The following is a 17,161-nucleotide window of genomic DNA, read 5'->3' on the forward strand; positions in this document are numbered from 1 at the left end:
CATGCCGGCAAGTCGCCTACGCCGGAACAGGCTTTCATGGAAAACAACACCCTGATCGACCGCTTCACCCGGCACTTCGACCTGCTGCCGGCCCGGGACGCGGCGAGCCGGCGCGAGGTCCTGCGGCTGCGCCACGCCGTGTACTGCGAGGAGCTGGGCTACGAGCCGGTCACGCCCTCGGGCCTGGAGCAGGACGAGTTCGACGCGCATTCGAGCTTCGCGCTGCTGCGCCACCGCGCCAGCGGCCGCACCGCGGGCTGCGTGCGGCTGATCCGGCACCCGGGCCATGAGGGCTGGCGCTTTCCCTTCGAGCGCGCCTGCGGCGAGCGGCTGCACCCGGACTACATGGACCCGGCGCACCGCGCCGGCGCCAGCGAGGTGTCGCGCCTGGCGGTGCACCAGGACTTCCGGCGCCGGCGCGGCGAGCACGACACGCCCGTGGGCAGCGGCGCCCCGGTGTCGGACATCAGCGACCGCCAGTACCCGCTCATCGCCATGGGGCTGTTCCTGGCCGCCACGGCGCTGATCCTCAATCACGGCAGCGAGCAGAGCTTCGTGATGGTGGAGCCGCGGCTGTCGCGGCTGCTGGGCAGCTGCGGGCTGAACTACACGCCGGTGGGCGAGCTCGTGGAGCACCACGGCCTGCGCGGCCCCTACCGCACGCAGCGCGCGGAGATGCTGCAGTACCTGCGTCCCGAGAGCCGTGCCTTGCTGGAGCACCTGCGCGACGTGCTGCGCTGAGCGCGGCGCGGCGCGGCGCGGCTGGCGAAGGCGCGGCGCGCGCCGCCACAATCGGGGCCATGTCGTCCCTCCTCGCTCCCCGCCCTTCCCGGCGCGGCGGCGCGGCGGCGCTGGCGCTGGCGGCGCTGCTGGCCGGCTGCGCCGGCGTGCCGCTGCACACCCCCGCGCCCGCTCCCGCGTCTTCCCCCACCACCACCGCTCCCGACGCCGCCGGGCCGGGCGCACCCGGCGCGCCGCTGCAGCGCCCGCGCGCACGCTGGCACCCCGTGGACTGGTCCGAGCTGCCGGGCTGGGACGGCGACCGCGTGCTGGAGGCCTGGAGCGCGCTGAGCCGCAGCTGCGAGCGCCCGGGCGCGGGCTGGGCCGCCCTGTGCGCCGACGTGCTGCTCAACGCCCCGGCCGACGAGGCCGCCGCGCGCGCCTGGCTGCAGGCCCGGCTGCAGCCCTACCGCGTGGAAAGCCCCGAGGGCGGCGCCGAGGGGCTGGTCACCGGCTACTACGAGCCGCTGATCGAGGCCAGCCGCGTGCCGCGCGCCGCCTTCGCCGTGCCGCTGCACCGCCCGCCGGCGGACCTGGGCGCGCGCAAGCCCTACTGGACGCGCCAGCAGCTCGACACCCTGCCCGCCGCGGCGGCGGGGCTGCGCGGGCGCGAGATCGCCTACGTGGCCGACCCGCTGGACGCGCTGGTGCTGCAGATCCAGGGCTCGGGGCGGCTGCGCATCACCGAGCCCGACGGCCGCCAGCGCACCGTGCGCCTGGCCTTCGCCGGTCACAACGACCAGCCCTACAAGTCGGTCGGGCGCTGGCTCATCGAGCAGGGCGCGCTGCGCGCCGACCAGGCCTCCTGGCCCGGCATCAAGGCCTGGGCCCGCGCCAATCCGCAGCGCGTGCAGGAGCTGCTGTGGAGCAATCCGCGCGTGGTGTTCTTCCGCGAGGAGCCGCTGCCGGACCCGCAGCTGGGCCCGCGCGGCGCGCAGGGCGTGGCGCTGACGCCCGGGCGCTCCATCGCCGTCGATCCGCAGAGCATCCCCTACGGCACGCCGGTGTGGCTCTCCAGCACCGAGCCGCTGAGCGCGCAGGCGCTGCAGCGCCTGGTGGTGGCGCAGGACACGGGCAGCGCCATCGTCGGTGCCGTGCGCGCCGACTTCTTCTGGGGCTGGGGCGAGCAGGCCGAGCAGCAGGCCGGGCGCATGAAGCAGCCGCTGCGGCTGTGGGTGCTGTGGCCGCGCGGCCCGCAGAGCTGAGCGGCGGTCTCCGTCCCACCGTCCGGGCATAGCGCAGCCGGTGTCGAACGACTCGTTGCACCCCGGCGACGCGTCAAGGAGGCGTCAACAACCCCCCCTTATGATCCCCGACACGGCGGGGCCTGCTCCCGCCGCCTTGACGATGCGCGAGCCGCTTGCCCGGCGTTGCCGCGCTTTACGGCATCCGGGGACATGCATGGTGGGTCGTGGTCTACGCGGTTGGTATGGAGGCGTGCTGGCGCTGGCGGCGTCCTGCGCCTGCGCCCAGACGCCGTCGCTGAGGCTGTCGGAGCTGACGCTGGAGGAGCTGGGCAACATCGAGGTCACCTCGGTGTCGCGCCGCGCCGAGCGGCTGTCGGACGCGCCGGCGTCGGTGTTCGTGATCACGGCCGAGGACATCCGCCGCAGCGGCGCCACCTCGCTGCCCGAGGCGCTGCGCCTGGCGCCCAACCTGCAGGTGGCGCGCCTGAGCGCCGCCTTCCATGCCGTGACCAGCCGCGGCTTCAACAGCAACACCGCCAACAAGCTGCTGGTGCTCATCGACGGGCGCTCGGTGTACACGCCCCTCTTCGGCGGCGTGTTCTGGGACGCGCAGCAGCTGCCGCTGCAGGACGTGGAGCGCATCGAGGTCATCAGCGGGCCCGGCGGCACGCTGTGGGGCGTCAACGCGGTCAATGGCGTCATCAACGTCATCACCCGCCCGGCCACGCAGACGCGCGGCTTCGAGCTGGCGGCCGGCGCGGGCAACCGCGAGCACGGCCTGTCGCTGCGCCAGGGCCTGGACCTGGGCGGCGATGCCGACCGACCGCTGCGGCTGTGGGCGCGCCATGTGCGCTACGAGCGCACCCACACCGCCGCTGGCGAGTCCGCCGGCGATGCCGGGCACGTGGAGCAGATCGGCGCGCGCACCGACTGGGACAGCGGCCTGAGCCGCGCCATGCTGCAGGCGCAGGCCTACCTGGGGCAGCGCGAGGCACCGATCCCCGGCGCGGTGGAAATCCCCGGCGCCCCGATCCAGGTCGGCTCCACGCGCTTCAGCGGCGGCCATGTGCTCGCGCGCTGGGAGCGCCAGCTCGGCCACAACCAGTCGCTGACGGTGCAGGGCTACTACGACCGCACCGAGCGCCGCCTGGGCTTCCGCGACACGCTCGACACGCTGGACCTGCAGCTGCAGCACGCGCTGCAGGCCGGAGCGCGCCATGCCGTGGTGTGGGGCGCGGAGCTGCGCCAGGACACCGACAACTTCACCGGGCCCGACCTGGTGATGCGGCCCGCGCGGCTGCGCCAGGTGAGCTACAGCCTGTTCGCGCAGGACGAGATCACGCTGCGCGAGGACCTGCGCCTGACGCTGGGCGCGCGCGCCGAGCGCAACGCCTACACCGGCGTGGAATACCTGCCCAGCGCGCGGCTGGCCTGGCATCCGGCGCCCTCGCAGCTGGTATGGGGCGCGCTGTCGCGCACCGTGCGCGGGCCCACGCGGCTGGACCGCGACGTGTTCAACCCCGGCCGGCCGCCCTCGGCCCAGGCGCCGGGCGGCATCCTGCCCGTGAGCGGCAACCCCGATTTCCTGAGCGAGGTGGCGCGCGTGGCCGAGCTGGGCTGGCGCGGCCAGCCCGGCCCCGGCATCAGCGCCTCCGCCACCGTCTACCAGGCCCAGTACGAGCGGCTGCGCTCGCTGCAGCTCAGCGGCTCCGAGCTGGTGTTCGCCAACGGGCTGGACGGCCGCATCCGCGGCGTGGAGCTGTGGGGCAGCTGGCAGCTGCGGCCGAACTGGCGGCTGCACGGGGGCTTCAACCGCACCTGGCAGGACCTGCACGCCAGCCCCGGCTACGCCGATGCCGGCAACGTGTCCTTCGCCGAAGGCTCCACCCCGGCGCGGCAGTGGATGCTGCGCTCGCAGCTCGACCTGCCGCGGCGCACCGAGTTCGACCTCACGCTGCGCGGCGTCTCGGCGCTGGCCGACCCGGCCGTGCCCGCCTACGTGGCGCTGGACCTGCGGCTGGGCTGGCGCCCGCGCCCCGGGCTGGAATGGTCGCTGGCGGTGCAGAACGCGCTGGGCGGCGGCCACGGCGAGTTCGGCCAGCTGCGCACCCGCAGCGAGATCGGGCGCAGCGTGTTCCTGCAGCTGGTGCTGCAGCACGACGCCCTCTAGGCGATGGCGGACGACACCGGCCAGCCCCACGCCGCGCCGCGCCGCCCGCTTGCGGGCCGTTGCGCGGCGCGGCGGCCCGTCCTGTTGCTGCTGACGGGGATGCTGGGGCTGCTGGGGCTGCTGCCCGCAGGGGCACAGCCGGTGGCGGAGTACCAGGTCAAGGCCGCCTTCCTGGTCAAGTTCGGCAGCTACGTGGAATGGCCGGCGGCGGTGTTCGAGAGCCGCGAGAGCCCTTTCGTCATCGGCGTGGTCGCCCCCGACGCGGTGGCCGACGAGGTGGAGCGCGCGGCCTCGGCCGCCACGGTGGAAGGGCGCCCGGTGCAGGTGCGGCGCCTGGAGCGGGCCGATGTCCCCGGCGGCACGCACCTGCTTTTCATCGCGCGCTCCCACAACGGCCAGCTTGCCGATACCCTGGCCCTGGCGCGCGGACGTCCGCTGCTGACGGTGACGGAATCGGAACAGGCGCTGGCCCTGGGGGGAATGATCAATTTCGTGATCGTGGACAACAAGGTCCGTTTCGACATCGCGCTGGCGCCGGCCGAGGCCAGCCAGCTCAAGATCAGCGCGCGGCTGCTGTCGGTGGCGCGCCGGGTGCTCAGGAGCTGACTCGCATGTGGCGCTCCTCGCTGCGGCGCAAGCTGCTGTCCGTGATGCTGCTGACCACGCTGGTGGCGGTGGTGGTGGCGCTGGGCGCCATGATCGGCTACGACCTGCGCGCCTACCACCAGAGCTGGGTCGATGACGTCACGGCCCAGGCCGAGCTGGTGGGCAGCGCCAGCGCCGCGGCGCTGAGCTTCGACGACCCGCGCGTGGCCGGCGAAAACCTGGCGCTGCTGCGCCTGCAGCCCAAGGTGCGCGCCGCGGCCATCTACACGGCCCGGGGCCGGCTCTTCGCCAGCTACGGCGCCGACCCGGGCCCGGCGCGCGTGCCCGCCGCGCCGCAGCCCGGCGGCGCGCGCGTGGAGGGCAGCGAGCTGCTGGTGTTCGCCCCCATCCGCGACGACGGCCAGCTCGTGGGCACGGTGTTCGTGCGCGCCCGCTACGAGCTCTACGACCGGCTGCTCAACTACACCTCCATCGCCGCGGGCGTGACGCTCATTGCCATGCTGGTGGCGCTGCTGCTGTCGGCACGGCTGCAGCGCCTGGTGACGGCGCCGGTGCTGGAGATCGCCGACGTGGCCCAGGACGTGGTGCGCCAGCGCGACTACACGCGCCGCGCGCGGCGCCTGAGCGACGACGAGATCGGCGCGCTGGCGCAGGCCTTCAACGAGATGCTGGCCGAGATCGAGCAGCGCACCCGCGCCCTGGAGGCCTCCAACCGCGACAAGGCGCGCGAGGTCGAGGAGCGCCGCTCGGCGCAGCAGGAGGTGATGCGCCTCAACCAGGAGCTGGAGCAGCGCGTGCAGGAGCGCACGGCGCAGCTGGAGGCCTCCAACCGCGAGCTGGCCGCGGCCAGCGCCGCGGCGCAGCAGGCCAACCGCGCCAAGTCCGAGTTCCTCTCCAGCATGAGCCACGAGCTGCGCACGCCGCTCAACGCCATCATCGGCTTCGGCCAGCTGCTGGCCGCCGACACCGGCGCGCCGCCGGAGCGGCTCAAGCTCTTCACCGAGCACATCGTGGGCGCCGGGCGGCACCTGCTGTCGCTCATCAACGAGATCCTGAACCTGGCGCAGATCGAGGCCGGGCGCGTGTCGCTGTCGCTGGAGCCGGTGCGCCTGGACGAGGTGCTGGCCGAGTGCCGCACCATGATCGAGCCGCTGGCCACGCGCCGCGGCATCACGCTGCACTTCCCCGAGTCGGGCGGCGAGGCGGTGATGGCCGATCGCACGCGGCTCAAGCAGGTACTGCTCAACCTGCTGTCCAACGCCGTCAAGTACAACCGCGACGGCGGCACGGTGCGGGTGGCGTGCGCGCACGCCAACGCGGCGCTGCGCATCAGCGTGCACGATACCGGCGCGGGGCTGCGGCCCGAGCAGCTGCAGCTGCTGTTCCAGCCCTTCAACCGCCTGGGCCAGGAGGGAGGCTCGCAGGAGGGCACGGGCATCGGGCTGGTGGTGACGAAGCGGCTGGTGGAGCTGATGGCCGGCCACATCGGCGTGCACAGCGTGCCCGGCCAGGGCAGCGAGTTCTGGGTGGAGCTGCCGCTGGCCCAGCTACAGAGCCTGCCCACGCCGCAGCAGCCGGCCCAGGCCGCCGGCGCAGCGCCCGCCAACGCGCAGCTCGCCACCGTGCTGTGCGTGGAGGACAACCCCACCAACCTGCAACTGGTGGAAGCCATCCTGGCCGCGCGCCCGGAGCTGCGGCTGCTGACCGCGCGCGACGGCGAGACCGGCGTGGCGCTGGCGCGCGCGCACAAGCCGCAGGTCATCCTGATGGACAACCACATGCCCGGCATGAGCGGCCACGAGGCGCAGGCGCTGCTGCACCAGGACCCGGCCACCACGCACATTCCCGTCATCGCGCTCACCGCCGACGCCATGCCCGAGGCCGTGGAGCAGGGGCTGGCCCGGGGCTACTTCCGCTACCTCACCAAGCCCGTCGATCCGGCCGAGCTGCTGGCCGCGGTGGACGCGGCGCTGGAGCACGGGCGCCGCCCGGAACGGGTCTGAGGCTCATCCTTGCCAGTGGCTGAAAGAAGCCCGTCCCACCCGCGAAGCCTGTCCCCGCGGGCATGACGAAGGAATATTTCAGCTGCGATCAAGGCATCGAACGAGGCACCACGCCGCTGTCCGCCCAGCCCTCTTCCTGCGCCTGTCCCGCACATGCCCCAACCCGCCGCCACGCCCACCCCGCGCCGTGCCGCCTGGGCGCTGCTGCCCGCCGGCGTGGCACCCTGGGCCCGGGCGCTGTTGCTGGCGCGCGCGCTGCGGGCGCTGGCCGACGGCGCACTGGCGGTGCTGCTGCCCGCGTACCTGCTGGCGCTGGGCTTCAGCCCGCTGACGGTGGGCGTGCTGAGCACGGCCACGCTGCTGGGCTCGGCGCTGGCGACGCTGGCCGTGGGCGCCTGGGGCCACCGCTGGGCGCCGCGGCAGCTGCTGCGTGGCGCCGCGCTGCTGATGGCCGCCACCGGCGTGGGTTTCACTTTCCTGGACGGCCTGGCGCCGCTGCTGGTGCTGGCCTTCGTCGGCACGCTCAATCCCAGCTCGGGCGACGTCAGCGTGTTCCTGCCGCTGGAGCACGCCCGGCTGGCGCAGGCGGCGCGCGGCGAGGCGCGCACGGCGCTGTTCGCCCGCTACAGCGTGCTGGCGGCGGCCTGCGCCGCCGTCGGCGCCCTGGGCGCGGGCCTGCCGCAGCTCCTCACCCGGCTCGGCCTGGAGCCGCTGACCGGGCTGCGGCTGATGTTTTTCATTTACGGCCTGCTGGGACTGGCACTGTGGGCGCTGTACGGGCGGTTGCCGGCCGGCGATGGCGCCGCTGCAGCAGACGGCGCGGCGACAAGCGCACACCAGGCGCCGCGCGCCGAGCGGGTCGGCGCGCTGGGACCCTCGCGCCCGCTGGTGCTGCGGCTGGCGCTGCTGTTCAGCGTGGATTCCTTTGCCGGCGGGCTGCTGGTGAACTCGCTGCTGGCGCTGTGGCTGCTGCAGCGTTTTGGCTTGCAGCCGGCGCAGGCGGGGCTGTTCTTCTTCGCCACCGGGCTGCTGAGCGCGGCCTCGCAACTGGCGGCGCCGCGGCTGGCCCGGCGCATCGGGCTGCTCCACACCATGGTGTTCACGCACCTGCCGGCCAACGTCTGCCTGGTGCTGGCGGCGCTGGCGCCGGGCCTGCCGCTGGCGCTGGGGCTGCTGCTGGTGCGCGCGGCGCTGTCGCAGATGGACGTGCCCGCGCGCGGCGCCTTCGTGATGGCGGTGGTCACGCCGGCGGAGCGCACCGCCGCGGCCAGCTTCACCGCCGTGCCGCGCAGCCTGGCCGCGGCGCTGAGCCCGAGCCTGAGCGCGGCACTGCTGGCCGGCGGCTTCACGGCGCTGCCGCTGCTGCTGTGCGGGCTGCTCAAGATCGGCTACGACCTGACGCTGTGGCGGGCCTGCCGGCACGTGGAGCTGCAGGGGTAGGCCTGAAGGGGCCGGGCGTCGGCCGTTAGCTGGCCTGCTTCCTTTACTACCTCGTCATCCCCGCGCAGGCGGGGACCCAGGCGGTCCCCAAGCCGCCGTGAGCGGCTTGAGCGGCGCGCCGAGGGACTGGAGTCGGATGCCTGCGCCGTCTCTCGCGTTCCGACGTGGGACCGCCTGGGTTCCCGCCTTCGCGGGAATGACGAAGTAGGAGGCGCAGCGCTTGAGCCTCTGGGCCAACGAAGGTTCTTATCTTTTCCCGGACAGTCGCCCCTGTCGTGTCCCGGTGCTCCTACACCACCGCCTCCCGCACCGCATAGAGCGCCAGCTCCACGTCGTTGCGCATGCCGGTGAGCGCCATGAGCTGGGCGCGGCACTCGGCCACGGCGTGCGCAGTGAGCTCCAGCTGCGCGGCGATCTCGGCCACCGAGCGGCCCGAGGCCAGCAGGCGCAGCACCTCGATCTCGCGCGGCGACAGCCGCTGGCGCAGCGGGGGGCGGCCGCGGCGCTCCAGCGCGCCGTCGAGCTGCGCGCCCACGTCGGGCGGGATGTGCAGGCCGCCGCCCATGGCGGTGCGCACGGCCGCGAGCATCTGCGCGGCGTCGGCCGTCTTGCTCAGGCAGCCGGCAGCGCCGAGTTTCAGGCTGCGCACGGCGTACTGCTTGTCGGAGAAGGCGGAAAGCATCAGCACCGGCAGGCGCGGGCACTCGCTGCGCAGGCGGCGCAGCAGGTCCAGCCCGTCGCGGTAGGGCATTTCGATGTCCATCAGCACCACGTCGAAGGGCTGCTCGGCCGCCAGCACCAGGCGCAGCACCTCGGCGCCGTCGGGTGCCTCGGCGGCCGTGTCGATGCCGGCCTCGGCCAGCACCTGGCGCAGCGCCTGGCGCACCAGCGGGTGCGCGTCGCACAGCAGGGCGCGGATCATGAGCCTTCTCCCTGGGGCAGCGGCAGCCGCACGCGTACCGTGGTGCCCTCGCCGGGCCGGCTCGCGATCTGCAGCCGGCCGCCCCAATGCGCCACGCGCTCGCGCAGCGCCAGCAGGCCCCAGCCCCGCGCCAGCGCCGCGGGATCGATGCCCACGCCGTCGTCGCCCACCTCCAGCAGCAGCAGGCCCGCCGGCGGCGCCTCCACGTACAGCCGCACGCGCAGCCGCTCGGCCCGCGCATGGCGCGCCACGTTGTCCAGCAGCGCCTCGGCGCTGCGGTAGACGGCGTCGGCCCAATCCTGCGCCGAAGGCGGCAGCTCCACGCCGGCCTGCACGTGCATGCGCACGTCGGGATGCAGGCCGTGGCGCTGCGCGAAGTCGTGCGCCAGCCACTCCAGCGCCGACCACAGGCCCGGCCACTCCAGCAGGCGCGGACGCAAGGTCTCCGCCATGCGGGTGAGGTTCTGGACGGCAGCGTCCAGCAAGCCGCCCAGGCTGGCGCACTTGCCCGCCAAGTCGGGCTGCTCGGCCAAGCGGCGCTCGACCCAGCCCAGCTCCAGCTTCACCGCCACCAGCAGCGCGCCGAGCTCGCCGTGGAGCTGCTGCGCCAGCTGCGCCTGCTGGCGCGCGTGCTGCGCCTCGGTGTGCTGCAGCAGCCCGCGCAGCCGCGCCAGGGTGTCGCTGTCGGGGTGGAGCAGCGCGTTCATGCGCGCACCCCGGTGCGGCCCGATACCCATGGCACCGACGCGGTGCCCCTGCCCTGCGAGCGTGCGCCCTGCGGCTCCAGCGCGGTGCGGACTTGACGGGCGGGCGCGATGCCGGAAGGCCGGCGAGAAAGCACGGAGCGTGGGGTCGGGGCAGGCAAGGGAAACATGCGCGTCGTTGCGCAAGCCCCATGCCAAGGGAGGCGCCGCCGTGTGACCGTTGTCTCAGTGCCGCGCCGCGGCCCTGCCCGGCCACAGGTTGAGGGCCAGGCCCCCCACCACCAGCGCCGCAGCGCCCAGCTTCCAGGCCGGCAGCGGCTCGTGCAGCCACCAGGCCGAGGCGCCCATGCCGAACACCGGCACCAGCAGCGCCGTGGGCGCGACGGTGGCCGCCGGGTGCCGCGCCAGCAGCCAGCCCCAGGCGGCGTAGCCGAAGAGGCTGTTGCCCAGCGCCTGCCAGGCCACGGCGGCCCAGGTGCCGGCGTCGGCGCGCGCCAAGCCGGCCGCGACGGCCTGCGGCCCCTCGAACAGCAGCGACAGCGCCAGCAGCGGCGGCACGGCAAAGACGCTGGACCACACCACCACCGCCAGCATGTTCACGCGCCCGGCGCGCCGGCTCACGGTGTTGCCGCCGGCCCAGGCCAGCGCCGCGCCCAGCACCAGCGCCAGGCCCAGCGGCGTGGCCTCGCCGCCGCCGCGCACGCCGATGAGCACCAGCCCCGCGCCCGCCAGCACCAGCGCCGCGCCCTGGCGCGCGCGCAGCCGCTCGCCCTGCGCCAGGGTGGCCAGCGCGATGGTGAAGAACACCTGCGTCTGCACCACCAGCGAGGCCAGGCCCGGCGTGATATGGCGCGTCATGGCGACGAAGAGCAGCCCGAACTGCCCCGCGCCGATGAGCAGCCCGTAGGCCGCCAGCAGCCGCCAGGGCACGGCCGGGCGTGCGATGAAGAGGGCCGCCGGCGCGAAGGCCAGCGCGAAGCGCAGCGCGGCCAGGGTCAGCGGCGGCAGCGCCGCCAGCGCGATCTTGATGACGACGAAGTTGCTGCCCCACACCGCCACCACGGCCAGGGCCAGCAGCGCGTGGCGCCAGGGAAGAGACATCCGCATGCGCACGCCCTCAGCCCTGGCGCGGCCCGGAGGCGCGCGGCCCCAGGTGCGCCAGCGGCAGCGCCGCGCCGGCCTTGACGTCGCCCAGCGAGAAGCTCGTGTGGATGTCCTTCACGTTGGGCAGGTTCAGCAGCGTGCCGGTGGCGAAGCGCGAGAAGGCGTCCAGGTCGGTGGCCAGCACCTGCAGCTCGAAAGTGCCCGCGCCGCTGATGTAGTGGCAGGCCGTGACCTCGGGCAGCCGCCGCAGCGCCTCCTCCAGCTCGCGCGTGGCGGTGCCGGTGTTGCGGTCGGCATCCACCCGCACGAAGGCCAGCACGCCCAGGCCGATGCGGCGCCGGTCGATCTCGGCACGGTAGCCCTTGATCACGCCGCGCTGCTCCAGCGCCTTCACGCGCCGCCAAGTCGGCGCCGCCGACAGCCCGATGCGCTCGGCCAGCTCGGCGTTGGACAACCGCGCGTCGCGCTGCAGCTCGTCCAGGATCGCCACGTCGTAGCGGTCCAGCCCCGCCACCGTCTCGCCGCCCGGCGCAGCCACCGCTCCCGGCACGCCCGATGCCGCGCCCCTGGGCGCCGCCGGCGTGCCGACAGGGCTCCGGGTTTTCCCTGAATTCGTCATTTCCGATCCTTTTCTTTCTCAAGTCCGCATTGTCGAGAAAGATCGTTGCTCAACTGACATGGATTGGCGCAAAGAACGAAAGCCCTTGCCGGAGGTCAAAACCTAGACTTCGCGCATCGATTGCAGCCCACCGAGGAACCGCCATGAACGCCCCTTTGCCTGAAGCCGTACGCCTCGCGCTGGAAAAGGTGACGCTGGAAGACAAGTACGCGCTGGAGCGCGGACACGCCTTCATGAGCGGCGTGCAGGCGCTGGTACGGCTGCCGATGCTGCAGCAGCAGCGCGACGCCCTGGCCGGCCTGAACACCGCCGGCTTCGTCAGCGGCTACCGCGGCAGCCCGCTGGGCGGGGTGGATCAGGCGCTGTGGTCGGCCAGGAAGCACCTGGCGGCGCACCAGGTGGTGTTCCAGCCCGGCGTGAACGAGGAGCTGGCCGCCACGGCGGTGTGGGGCACGCAGCAGCTCGATCTCTACCCGGACCAGAAGAAGTTCGACGGCGTGTTCGGCCTCTGGTACGGCAAGGGGCCGGGCGTGGACCGCAGCGTGGACGTGTTCAAGCACGCCAACCTCGCGGGCACGGCGCGCCACGGCGGGGTGATCGCGGTGGCCGGCGACGACCATGTGTCCAAGAGCTCCACCGCGCCGCACCAGAGCGACCACGTGTTCAAGGCCTGCGGCCTGCCGGTGTTCTTCCCCTCCAGCGTGCAGGACATCCTCGACATGGGCCTGCACGCCTGGGCCATGAGCCGCTTCTCGGGGCTGTGGGCCGGCATGAAGACGATCCAGGAGGTGGTGGAGTCCAGCACCTCGGTGGACATCGCCCCGGACCGCGTGCAGATCGTGCTGCCCGAGGATTTCGAGATGCCCCCCGGCGGGCTGCACATCCGCTGGCCCGACCCGCCGCTGGTGCAGGAGGCGCGGCTGATGGACCACAAGTGGTACGCGGCCCTGGCCTACGTGCGCGCCAACAAGCTCAACCACGACGTGATCCGCGGCCCGCACGACCGCTTCGGGATCATCGCCAGCGGCAAGGCCTTCAACGACACGCGCCAGGCGCTGTCCGACCTGGGCCTGGACGAGGACAGCTGCCGGCGCCTGGGGGTGCGGCTGCACAAGGTCAACGTGGTGTGGCCGCTGGAGGCCAACATCACCCGCAGCTTCGCCGAGGGGCTGCAGGAGATCCTGGTGGTGGAAGAGAAGCGCCAGGTCATCGAGTACCAGATCAAGGAAGAGCTCTACAACTGGCGCCCCGACGTGCGGCCCAACGTGCTGGGCAAGTTCGACGAGCCCGAGGGCGACTTGAGCGGCGGCGAGTGGAGCCGCCCGAACCCCAGCGACAACTGGCTGCTGCGCGCCAAGGCCGACCTGACGCCGGCCCTCATCGCCAAGGCCATCGCCAGGCGGCTGAAGAAGCTGGGCGTGGATGCCGACACCGCCGCGCGCATGGACGCGCGGCTGGCGGTGATCGAGGCCAGGGAGAAGAGCCTGCTGGCGCTGGAGACGCCGGGCGCGGCGCCGGCGGCGGAGCGCAAGCCGTGGTTCTGCAGCGGCTGTCCGCACAACACCAGCACCCGCGTGCCCGAGGGCTCGCGCGCGGTGGCGGGCATCGGCTGCCACTACATGGTCACCTGGATGGACCGCGCCACCAGCACCTTCACGCAAATGGGCGGCGAAGGCGTGTCCTGGGTCGGCCAGGCGCCCTTCACCACCGAGCCGCACGTGTTCGCCAACCTGGGCGACGGCACCTACCACCACTCCGGGCTGCTGGCGATCCGCCAGTCCATCGCCGCGGGGGTGAACATCACTTACAAGATCCTGTTCAACGACGCCGTGGCCATGACCGGCGGCCAGCCGGTGGAAGGCCAGATGCGCGTGCCGGAGATGACGCAGGAGCTGCAGGCCGAGGGCGTCAAGCGCATCGTCATCGTCAGCGACACGCCCGAGGCCTACCGCGCCATGCCGGGCCTGGCCGCGGGCGTCACCGTGCGCGAGCGCCAGGAACTGGACGAGGTGCAGCGCGAGCTGCGCGAGGTGCCGGGCTGCACGGTGCTGATCTACGCCCAGACCTGCGCGACCGAAAAGCGCCGCCGCCGCAAGCGCGGGACCATGCAGGAGCCGAGCAAGCGCGTGGTGATCAACGAGGCGGTGTGCGAGGGCTGCGGCGACTGCAGCGACAAGAGCAACTGCCTGTCGGTGGAGCCGGTCGAGACCGAGTTCGGCCGCAAGCGCCGCATCAACCAGAACAGCTGCAACCTGGACTACTCCTGCACCCAGGGCTTCTGCCCCAGCTTCGTGACGGTGGAAGGCGGCACGCTGAAGAAGCCCAAGCCCGACCAGGCGCAGGACCCCGAGGCGTTGCCGCCCATTCCCGAGCCGGCGCTGCCCGACGCCGCGCAGGCCTGGGGCGTGGTGGTCGCCGGCGTTGGCGGCACGGGCGTGATCACCATCGGCCAGCTGCTGGGCATGGCGGCGCACCTGGAGGGCAAGGGCATCGTCACGCAGGACGCCGCCGGCCTGGCGCAGAAAGGCGGCGCCACCTGGAGCCATGTGCAGATCGCCGACACCCAGGAGGCGATCCACACCACCAAGGTGGACATGGCCAAGGCCGACCTGGTGATCGCCTGCGACGCCATCGTGGCGGCGCTGCCGGCGACGCTGGCGGTGATGCACCCGGGCCGCACCGGCGTGGCGCTCAACAGCCATGGCGCCCCGACGGCCGCCTTCGTGCACCAGCCCGACTGGCAGTTCCCGCTGGGCCCGTGCCAGGACACGATCGCGCAGCAGGTCGGGCGCGAGCGGCTCTTCGCCTTCGACGCCGAGCAGGTGGCGGTGAAGCTGCTGGGCGACTCGATCTACACCAACCCGCTGCTGCTGGGCGTGGCCTGGCAGATGGGGCGCCTGCCGCTGCAGCGCGCCTCGCTGCGCCGCGCCATCGAGCTCAACGGCGTGCAGGTGGAGAAGAACCTGCGCGCCTTCGAGTGGGGCCGGCGCTGCGCGCATGACCTGGCCGCGGTGCAGGCGCTGTTCCAGGCGGCGCAGGTGATCAGCATCGTGCGGCGCCCGGCGTTGGAGGAGCTGGTCGAGCGCCGCGTGGACTTCCTCACCGGCTACCAGGACGCGGCCTATGCGCAGCGCTACCGCGAGTTCGTGCAGCGTGTGCGCGAGGCCGAGCAGCCGCTGGCCTCGACGCGGCTGAGCGAGGCGGTGGCGCAGGGGCTGTTCAAGCTCATGGCCTACAAGGACGAGTACGAAGTCGCGCGGCTGCACACCGACCCGGCCTTCGAGCAGCAGATCGGCGCGATGTTCGAGGGCGACTTCAAGGTGGTGCACCACTTGGCGCCGCCGCTGCTGGCCAAGACGAATGCGCGCGGCGAGCTGGTCAAGCAGTCCTACGGGCCGTGGATGCGCAAGGCCTTCAGGCTGCTGGCGCGCATGAAGGGCCTGCGCGGCACGGCGCTGGACGTGTTCGGCCGCAGCGCCGAGCGGCGCGAGGAGCGGGCGCTGATCGAGCAGTACCGCGCCTGCATCGAGGAGCTGCTGCGCGGCCTGACGCCGCAGACGCTGCCGCTGGCGGTGCAGATCGCGCGCATCCCGCAGCAGATCCGCGGCTTCGGACATGTGAAGGCGCGGCACCTGGCCCAGGCGCGCCAGGAGTGGGCTGGATTGATGGCGCAGTGGCGCGCGGGTGGGGTGAGGAAGGCAGCGTGAAGGGTGCGGGGTTGTCCGGAGAAAGTGGTTGGACGGTTGGCCGCGAGTTGGTCTGTTTCGCCTACTACTCCGTCATCCCCGCGCAGGCGGGGACCCAGGCGGTCCCACACCAGAGCGCAAGAATCACGGCCGGCAAGATCACACGGCACCTTGGTGCACCACGCAATCGGCTCACGGCCGCTTGGGGGCCGCCTAGGTTCCCGCCTGCGCGGGAATGACGAAGTAGGAAACGGGCCACCTCGACTTACGAGATAGCCCGCTGCGTTCCTCGGTAGCGCTTTATTCAGCTTACCCCGCCGTCTTGAGCTGGTTGTCCACCTTCTTCACGCCCTCGATGCCCTTGACCAGCGTGGTGGCGTGCTTGCGGGCGTCCTCGGTGGGGGCGGTGCCGGTGAGCTTGACCACGCCGTCCTTGGTGTCCACGTCGATGGCCAGCGCCTTGAGGCTGGCGTCGGCGGCCAGCGTGGTCTTGACGCGGGCGGTGACGGCGGCGTCGCCCGCCAGGTCCTTGGCGTCGCCGGCCAGCTCGACGGCCTTCTCCTTGGTGGCTGCGGCTGCGGCGGCCACCTTGTCGCCCGCGGTGTCGGCGGCGGCGGCGATCTTGTCGCCCGCCTTGTCGGCCGCGGCGGCGGCCTTGTCGCCGGCGGTGTCGGCTGCGGCAGCCGCCTTGTCCTTGGCCTCACCCGCCGCTTCCCGCACGTTCTCGGCCGCGCTGCTCATGGCCGCGGAGGCGGTGGCCGCCGGGTCGGAGGCGGTGACCACCGGCGCCGGCGCGGTCTGGTTCGTCACCACGGCCTCGGACGGCTTGTCGGCTTCGGTACGCGGGCTGCAGGCCGCCAGCAGGGTGGCCAGGGCAGCGGTGGCAAGAACGGCGGGGCGCAGGGACAGCTCGGTCATTGCGGGACTCCTTGAAGTAATGGGTGTTCGGGGCGTTGGCAAGCCGTGCGCCTGCGAACGGCCGGATGCGGGTTCAGGCGCCCGGGGCTTGCGCCGGGGCGGCGGCCCAGACGGCCGGCCGCGGGCCGGCCTGGGTGCTGACCTGCAGCGTGGGCACCAGGTGGCCGACCTCGAAGCCGCGGCTGCGCAGGTGCGCCATCAGCGCGGCGTAGGCCTCGGGCTGCACCTGCGGCTCGCGCGCCAGCACGCGCTGCAGCGCGCCGTGGCGGTCGCTGATCACGGTGACGCGGTACTGCGGGTCCAGCGCCACCACCCAGTGGTCCTGCCGCCCGGCAGGCAGCCAGCGCAACCCGGCCGGCAGCCAGCTGACCTCGAAGCGCGCCGGGCCCTGCGGCAATGCCAGGCCGCGCAGCGTGGCGGTGCGACCATCGAGGCGGCGGCACAGCTGGGTGAGCTGCAGGCGCTGGCCGGGCTCGGGGCGCATCTGCGTCACGACGTCGGTCACGCAGCCGCGGCGGCCGGGCTGCGGGCCGCCATGCGCGAGCTCGTACCAGACGCCGCCGTAGCGGCCCAGGTCCAGCGCGGGCACGGTGTCGATGGCGCCGGCCGTGGCATTGGCCGGGTGCAGTACGGCACCGGCGGCGGCCATCAGCAGCGCCGCCAGCAGCAGCAGCATCTGCACGCCGCGCGGCACGCGCCGCTGGGACAGGGTGGACGGGGAAACGAGGCGGTGCATGGAGTGCTCCTGGAAAGCCGAGCCGCGGGCGGCATGCGCCGCAGCGTTGCAATCAACTCTAGGCAGCAGTCCGGACGCTGGCTGTAGTCAGCCCGCGCGCGGCCCTGTCGGACGCTTCCCACACTGCACATGCGGCATCGGCGTACAAGCCGGCGCCGGCACGCCGGCCCCGGCATGCACATTCCTTGCGCGGCATCAACGCCAGGCGTTCAGCTTTTCTGAAACGGTTCCCCAATTCCGCTGAAGTCCGGCCCGCCGGCCGCCCGGGATACTCCTGGGCTTGTCA

Annotated in this window: 13 protein-coding genes; 7 read left to right on the forward strand and 6 right to left on the reverse strand. The window is 73.2% G+C overall.

From position 1 onward, the window contains the following. Positions 1-36 precede the first annotated feature (36 nt). The 6 genes from HHL10_RS02030 (at position 37) to HHL10_RS02055 (ending at position 8,186) form a co-directional block, all read left to right on the forward strand. Positions 37-741 carry a PEP-CTERM/exosortase system-associated acyltransferase gene (locus tag HHL10_RS02030; RefSeq protein WP_169158653.1) on the forward strand — a complete coding sequence of 235 codons (705 nt, stop codon included), beginning with the start codon at positions 37-39 and terminating at the stop codon, positions 739-741. A 59-nt stretch (positions 742-800) separates the two neighbouring features. Then, entirely contained in the window at positions 801-1,985 is a 1,185-nt protein-coding gene (mltA, locus tag HHL10_RS02035; RefSeq protein WP_169158654.1) for a murein transglycosylase A, read from the forward strand. A 232-nt stretch (positions 1,986-2,217) separates the two neighbouring features. After that, positions 2,218-4,137 carry a TOL_0244 family TonB-dependent receptor gene (locus tag HHL10_RS02040; RefSeq protein ID WP_310734505.1) on the forward strand — a complete coding sequence of 640 codons (1,920 nt, stop codon included), beginning with the start codon at positions 2,218-2,220 and terminating at the stop codon, positions 4,135-4,137. A 3-nt stretch (positions 4,138-4,140) separates the two neighbouring features. Continuing rightward, positions 4,141-4,743 carry a TOL_0243 family YfiR-like periplasmic protein gene (locus HHL10_RS02045; protein WP_169158656.1) on the forward strand — a complete coding sequence of 201 codons (603 nt, stop codon included), beginning with the start codon at positions 4,141-4,143 and terminating at the stop codon, positions 4,741-4,743. Positions 4,744-4,748: 5 nt separating this feature from the next. After that, positions 4,749-6,746, forward strand: coding sequence for a sensor histidine kinase, YfiR-like protein-associated (locus HHL10_RS02050; RefSeq protein ID WP_169158657.1), 1,998 nt, complete (start codon positions 4,749-4,751; stop codon positions 6,744-6,746). A gap of 153 nt (positions 6,747-6,899) precedes the next feature. Continuing rightward, on the forward strand, positions 6,900-8,186 hold the full coding sequence (locus HHL10_RS02055) for an MFS transporter (RefSeq protein WP_169158658.1): 1,287 nt from the start codon (positions 6,900-6,902) through the stop codon (positions 8,184-8,186). 289 nt (positions 8,187-8,475) lie between these two features. Here HHL10_RS02055 and HHL10_RS02060 read toward each other — a convergent pair whose 3' ends face one another. From HHL10_RS02060 to HHL10_RS02075, 4 genes are all read right to left on the reverse strand, one after another. Further along, complete coding sequence (locus tag HHL10_RS02060) at positions 8,476-9,108, reverse strand: response regulator transcription factor (RefSeq protein ID WP_169158659.1); 633 nt, start codon at positions 9,106-9,108, stop codon at positions 8,476-8,478. After that, positions 9,105-9,815: a sensor histidine kinase gene (locus HHL10_RS02065; RefSeq protein ID WP_169158660.1), complete on the reverse strand. Its 711-nt coding sequence runs from the start codon at positions 9,813-9,815 to the stop codon at positions 9,105-9,107. Before HHL10_RS02065 ends, HHL10_RS02060 begins: the two co-directional genes overlap by 4 nt. Before the next feature lie 222 nt (positions 9,816-10,037). Next, positions 10,038-10,919, reverse strand: a complete 882-nt coding sequence (locus HHL10_RS02070) for an EamA family transporter (protein ID WP_205832862.1) — start codon at positions 10,917-10,919, stop codon at positions 10,038-10,040. 10 nt (positions 10,920-10,929) lie between these two features. Further along, the gene (locus tag HHL10_RS02075; RefSeq protein WP_205832863.1) at positions 10,930-11,535 is read right to left on the reverse strand and encodes an Lrp/AsnC family transcriptional regulator; all 606 of its coding nucleotides are present in this window, start codon (positions 11,533-11,535) and stop codon (positions 10,930-10,932) included. A gap of 143 nt (positions 11,536-11,678) precedes the next feature. Here HHL10_RS02075 and HHL10_RS02080 point away from each other — a divergent pair, with 143 nt between their 5' ends. Beyond that, positions 11,679-15,242 carry an indolepyruvate ferredoxin oxidoreductase family protein gene (locus HHL10_RS02080; protein ID WP_169158661.1) on the forward strand — a complete coding sequence of 1,188 codons (3,564 nt, stop codon included), beginning with the start codon at positions 11,679-11,681 and terminating at the stop codon, positions 15,240-15,242. 288 nt (positions 15,243-15,530) lie between these two features. Here HHL10_RS02080 and HHL10_RS02085 read toward each other — a convergent pair whose 3' ends face one another. Together HHL10_RS02085 and HHL10_RS02090 are read right to left on the reverse strand one after the other, a co-directional pair. Then, complete coding sequence (locus HHL10_RS02085; RefSeq protein ID WP_169158662.1) at positions 15,531-16,139, reverse strand: BON domain-containing protein; 609 nt, start codon at positions 16,137-16,139, stop codon at positions 15,531-15,533. Positions 16,140-16,212: 73 nt separating this feature from the next. After that, on the reverse strand, positions 16,213-16,875 hold the full coding sequence (locus tag HHL10_RS02090) for a lipocalin family protein (RefSeq protein ID WP_169158663.1): 663 nt from the start codon (positions 16,873-16,875) through the stop codon (positions 16,213-16,215). Positions 16,876-17,161 lie beyond the last annotated feature (286 nt).

The organism is Azohydromonas caseinilytica (assembly GCF_012927045.1).
GTDB classification, from domain to species: domain Bacteria; phylum Pseudomonadota; class Gammaproteobacteria; order Burkholderiales; family Burkholderiaceae_C; genus Azohydromonas; species Azohydromonas caseinilytica.